This is a genomic window from Methanosarcina sp. A14, assembly GCF_001729375.1.
GTDB lineage: Archaea > Halobacteriota > Methanosarcinia > Methanosarcinales > Methanosarcinaceae > Methanosarcina > Methanosarcina barkeri.
The window spans coordinates 1-6,103 of the sequence record NZ_LZPK01000318.1; the positions used below are offsets into that span (position 1 = coordinate 1).

The 6,103-nt window shown below is 40.8% G+C and carries 2 protein-coding genes and 1 pseudogene; all 3 read right to left on the bottom strand.

Features of this window, described 5'->3' with window-relative positions:
• A pseudogene (locus A9239_RS13865) lies at window positions 1-753 on the bottom strand (transposase); the annotation flags it as partial.
• A 245-nt stretch (window positions 754-998) separates the two neighbouring features.
• Entirely contained in the window at window positions 999-3,737 is a 2,739-nt protein-coding gene (locus A9239_RS13870; protein WP_048117668.1) for a DEAD/DEAH box helicase, read from the bottom strand.
• A 322-nt stretch (window positions 3,738-4,059) separates the two neighbouring features.
• The gene (locus tag A9239_RS13875) at window positions 4,060-5,997 is read right to left on the bottom strand and encodes a DUF2207 domain-containing protein (RefSeq protein WP_048155435.1); all 1,938 of its coding nucleotides are present in this window, start codon (window positions 5,995-5,997) and stop codon (window positions 4,060-4,062) included.
• Window positions 5,998-6,103 lie beyond the last annotated feature (106 nt).

A 6,103-nucleotide genomic window follows, 5' to 3' on the forward strand; every position in this document is an offset into this window, starting at 1 on the left:
AGTAAAGATGGCTATTGATGTTGTTTTCTCGGAGCTGAATAGTTACAATTTCTTTTTCTAAAGCTTCAATCTCATCATCAAGACTCGTTATGAGTTTCAGACAGATCTGAAGTCTGAATGCAGCACTTTGAGAAATTTCTCGATCAAGAATTTTTCTTATCTGAGCAGCTTTTTTCCGAACATTTGGAGAGAGGCTTGCTATAATATGATCAACACTCTTACCTAAAGAGATTCCTGATAAGATCATTCTGCCATTCTTGCCAAAAATATCTGTCAGCGCATTATTCAGGTTTAACATTTCAGAGGTAAGAATTGAATGAGCTTTATTTTTTATATCGGTTCTTTTTTGTACAAGTGTTAATCGAAGTCGAACATATGATCTAAAATCTCTCTGATCCTTTGGGAAAACTCTTGATGGCTGAATCATATTATTAAGTGCAAGTTGTGCAATGACTTCTGAGTCTATCTTATCTGTTTTTTATGGGTAAATACCTTCATATCTCGAGCATTTCCAACTATTACAGGTAGATAATTTATCAATGAATCATGAATCGGAACCCAGAAATCACTTGTTGATTCACATGCAACAACATTACATTTTTCTGATATTACCCAATTCTTAAGGGCTAAAATTCCCTCATCATCTCTGTTAAAACGTTGCTGTTGTTTTTCACCAGATCGACTGAGAATTGTAGCAATGAAAAAGAGTTTGTGAATGTCTAAACCGCAAGATTTGTTTATGACTTCAATCATCAAATAATATCACCCAATTTATTTGGACAGTGGAATTGCCTAAAAGGCCAATTTAGCATCCGTGATCAAAGTCACACTTGAGCCTTCGACGGCAATTCACTGATTAGTTTTCTGACGGTTTTGAAAAACCAAAATAAGTACAACCTTACTGCCCAAGATAATGATGGAATCTATTGTCAAAAAAGGTTGAGTAAAGTACTTTCATTTATTTGTGCCTGTTATTCAATGAATTTCATGTGCGTTTTTCAATTCACTTTCCTGATAATCAATTTCTTCACAACCTTCTTCTCATCTTCTCCTCTAACAGCTTCCTTTCCTTCATTCTCTGAAACTTCAATCCAAAGCCGGAAGTTATAATCGTTGCCAGCTCCAAGGTCTCGAATGCAGATTTCAAGAGGCTTCTTTCTTGTAGGTTCTTTTTTTCCTCGGAGTTTCTGGTGAAAGGTTTTTGCGGCAGCTTTTTCGGGGGCAGGGGCAGAGATTACTCCAATCATTCCTCCATTTTCGTCTGTAGCGATGAAGGTTTTTTCCTTTTTCTCCTGTGCTGCTGGAGTTTCTTGTTTTATGGTTTCCCGCCTGAGCTGACGCCTGACCCTGCTCAGAGCATCTTCTGTGCTTCTTCTTTCAGGAGCTGGTCTTGAGGTTCTAACTTCAGATAGGTGTTTTTCTTTTCTCTCCGGCGGAATATAAGGAGCTTTTCCAAGGAGGTCGTGCAGGAGCATGATTGCAGCATGTTTATCAAGAGGCTCGTTATTGTTTCCGCACTTTGGGGACTGAATACAGCTTGGGCAGCCGCTTTCACATGGACAGCTCTCTATTGCTTTTAAGGTGCCGTCAAGCACCTCTTCTATAAGGTCGTAACCTTTTTCGGCGTACCCTACACCACCCTTATGACCGTCATAAATGAATATCCCGCTTTTGCCTCCAAGATCAGGATGAGACGGTGTGGAAACTCCGCCTACGTCGCTCCTGTCCACAAGCAGGTGAAGAGGATACATTGAAATCATCGCGTGCTCTATAGCATGGATCCCGCCTGCAAAATCCAGTTTATGCTCTCCTACAAGCTCCTGCAGCCTGTCCGGAAGCTTGAGCCAGAGAGCCATTGTCTGGAGGCTGACCGGAGGCATCTCAAGGGAATGGGCGCTCATTACATCATTACTCTGGGTCTGGATTTTCCTGTACCCTATAACCCTGTCCGTTACCTCAACTTCCCCAAGCCCCACTTCGACCTCCGACGCGTGCAAAAGCGGCTTTACAGCATAGGTCTCCTGCACAAGCACGGACGAGTCAATCATGGGTTTCGTATAATAGGTATCATGCGTTTTTATGGCATGGATTTCCTTCTTTTCATGTTCGATCCTGTTTATATAGTAGGATTCTCCCCTGTGCATATAAACCGCCCCTGGATGGCATTCCCTGAATGCAAGGGTTTCCTCAATGTTTTTTTCAATAGGAAAGCGCTTTTCTCCCTCAAAAGCAAGGAGAGAGTAAGTATTATCATCGATTCCCCGAAGCGAAACGTGTTTGTACGGAAATGGGTCTGTTGAATACTTCAGATCGTCACCTGCAAGCAGGCCTTCGACTTCCAGAAGTTCCACGACTCTTGGATACCCTTTACCAAAGAATTTCTCATCTGACGCCTGTAGAGGAATCTCCTTTGCGGCACAGAGCAGGTGCCCTGCAAGGATATACGGATTTTTGGGGTTAAGCACCGCATTTTCACTGCTTCGTGTAAAAAAGTCGGCTGGGTTTCTCATATAATACTGGTCAAGGGCGTTTGTGCCCGCAACGAGGATAACAAGGCTTTCATTTCCGCTCCTACCTGCCCTGCCTGCCTGTTGCCTGGCACTCATTACTGTTCCTGGGTAGCCGTCAAGAATACAGGCATCAAGCCCTCCTATGTCTATCCCGAGTTCGAGAGCATTTGTGGAAATAACCCCTCGAAGTTCCCCTGAATTCATTTTCTTTTCAATTTCTTCCCTTTCTCTATCAAAGTAACCACTCCTGTACGGGCAGATGGCAGGAGAGAGATTTCTGCTCCTCAATAGCTCCCTGCAGCTTTTATACATCCTCTCAACTCCCTGCCTGGACCGGGTAAAAACCAGAGTCTGAAGACCTGCCTGCACAGCTTTTGAAAAAAGTGAGGACGATTCGGAAAAGCTGCTTCTTCTCAGTGTACATCCCTTATTATTCTGATAAAGTGGAGGGTTCCAGAAAACGAATTGCTGGCTACCCTGAAAAGAGCCGTTATTATCAACAACTGCTGCTTTTCTTCCAATAAGAGTTTCCGTATGGTCTTCCGGATTTCCGATGGTTGCAGAACAGCAGATGAACTGCGGAGACGCTCCATAGTACTCAGCCACACGCAAAAGCCTCCTGAGCAGGTTTGCCATATTGCTGCCAATAACTCCCCGGTAATAATGGCTCTCGTCAACGACTATGAACCTGAGGTTTGAGAAAAAACGCCTCCATAGATGATGCCAGGCAAGAAAGCTCATGTGAATCATTTCGGGGTTTGTTAAGACCACATTGGTCTGCCCTTCTCTTACCTTCCTTTTCTCGGCTTCTGAAAGGGCACCTGTATAACGGGCTATGCCTGCACCTGATTTTAGTTTCTCTTCAAATTCCAGAAAGGACTTTAACTGGTCATTTACAAGCGCATTTAAAGGGGATATATAAAGGGCAGTTGCTTCAGGTTCATTGAGAATAGTTTCGAAAATAGGAATCATGTAAGTAAGTGATTTTCCGCTTGCCGTGGTCGTACAGAGTACTATATCCTTTCCTTCCCGAATTTTTTCTATAGCCTCAACCTGATGCACATACAGATCTTCGATTCCGATGCCTGAAAGAGCTGCTTTTACCTGAGGTTTAAGGGTAAGAGGAGCATACAAAGCTTCCCTTGCAGGAATTTTCTCATTATGAACGATCTGGTTTTCATAGCGACTGGAAGCTTTTATCTGATATAAAAAGTGAGAAATGTCCATTTTTTCGGCACCGTTTTATTTTCTGTCCGGGAAATGTTATTTTTATACTATTTTGCTTTTTTCTTTCCGATTTTTTCGGCTATTCAACACTCTAAAATTCCCTGAACAAGAAAATGCAAGAAACTTTCTGCACAGCTTTTTTATGCCTTTCACATTTTTTTCTGTGGCCTTTCATATCTATTTCTGTATGTTTACATCTTTTTCTGCGCATTTCTCTATGATCAGACAGCCTACTATCCTTTTATTCAAAGCTCTTGCTGGCACCGTCTCATCCAGAGTCACCATCGACATTGTCTTCTTCGATATTATCTTCTTCTATATCTTATTCTCTATTTATATCTCCGAAACATGATGAAGAGGAGGCATTTTCACAACTGCGTTCTGATATAATATAACTTGAGCTTATAGGATAGAAGCGGCTCTCTCTTAACTGTTCAGATGGGACGATCAGAGACATATTTTGAAGTAGTTCCTTTGAAATTCCGAGAGAGATAGCATACACCAGATAAGAATCCCAGGTCTCTATTGATTCAGGAGAATGTTCTTTGAGAGCAGAAAGATCTGTAAGATATTTTTTGAAATTATCACATTGTTTATAGTAAAGGCTTCCTTCGGGGGTCCAGTGCCCAAATATCTTTATGAACATGCCTGAGCACCTTATAATAACGAACCCGAAAATCCCGATTAAACTGGTCATTACATTTATCTTTGAAGCCAGAGGAAACGCCTTTGTAGGGAAAAATCCAGAAATTAGAATATAATAAACAATCGAAGCCATTAGAATGGTTCGGGCAAACCAGTACATATATATGTTTCCTGTGAATTGGAAATAGTCATCAAATGCAGTGTATGCTTGAACTTTCTTGTTCCAGGAAGTTAAGAATTGATAGAAACTCTTTCCGCTTTGCAGTTCCTTTTCAAGTTTTTTCCAGGAGATTTTTCTTTCGGGGGCATGAATTTTTAACAGATAAAGCACATCTTTTTCAAAATCTTCCAGCTCGGATAAACTTCCTTCCGCCTCCGAATATATTTCATTATTAAGAAGTTCAACCATAAAATCTTTTGACCCGGATTCTGGTATCTGAGACGAATCTGATCCTGGATTATGGGAAGAGTTTAATTCTGGTTTCTGGAACGGGTCCGATTCTGGATTATGGGAAGAGTCTGATTCTGAAGTATTGGAAGAGTCTGATTCCGGAGTATAGAGTGAGACTAGCTCTTCAGGTTTTAAATTTCGCAAAGAGATATAGCCACGGTTAACAAGATCCATAACCGTAGCTGTAAATCCGTCTATTGTGGGAATACCCATTTTCCCCATTACAATGGCATTTACCACTGCAGGTTTGGAATTATCAGGCACTTCCGTTTCAGCAATTATTTCATAATCGATTTTTTGTTCTCTTCCGTATATATAATATATAATTAAAGGAAATATTAGGACAAGGAGTGCAAATAGAAAGGTCTTCCTATAAAGGCTATTTAAGATCAGGTTTTTCTGTTGGTATACATATTCAGTAGCTAATACGTTTTCAAGTCCCCCAGTATCATCTACCTTGACAGGACTAAAACCAGAGGATGCAATTCTTGGGAAGACCGCTCGAACTTCATACCATTGAGTAGAAGAAATCTCACCTGTCCTTAAACTAATGACATTATTTTCTATATTTGCTTCCTGCGTATAAGCAACCGGATGAGTCCAGTATTGGATTTTGCTTTCGCTTTTCACCGGAAGTATAACATTTCCTTTAAAGCTCTTCAGAGGTTTTTCCCATTCTCCTCCCCACAACCTATAACTGAATTCAGAAACGTCCCTGTGAAATTTGACTGCACCATAGTAATCGTAGGAAATAAAAAGTGTCAATTTTTCCGGAGTAGGATCCGGAAGTTTGCCTATTAACCTGTATCCTTCTGGAATCGACTCAAACCTGAGTTTACATGCCTTCTCTGAACAGCGTCCCTTAACATTCCGGATAGAGTCTCCAGGTAACACTTTGAGTTCTCTATGTATATCAATGTGGTCTCCATCAAATGCATATGAAACCAATTCCTCAACATGGGTTATCCCGCTGGCATTAACAATTATATTTGTCTCAGCTTTTTCCAGTGAGTATTTTGCGCTGGCTGAGGATGCCAGGCAGAGAGCAAGCAGCAAAAGAAGAATTGTTTTCAATAGAATTGTTTTCGATAAAATTGTTTTCAATAGCGCAGAATTAAGACTCGCTTCTATAGCAACTTTGCAAGAAGCATCGAAAAGCTCCAATAAAGTCTCCCCCAATCCTGTATTATATTCTGATAATTATATTATCCAGATATTATTAATACTTGGGTTTAAAATCGGGTTTAAAATCGGGTTTAAAATAGGGTTT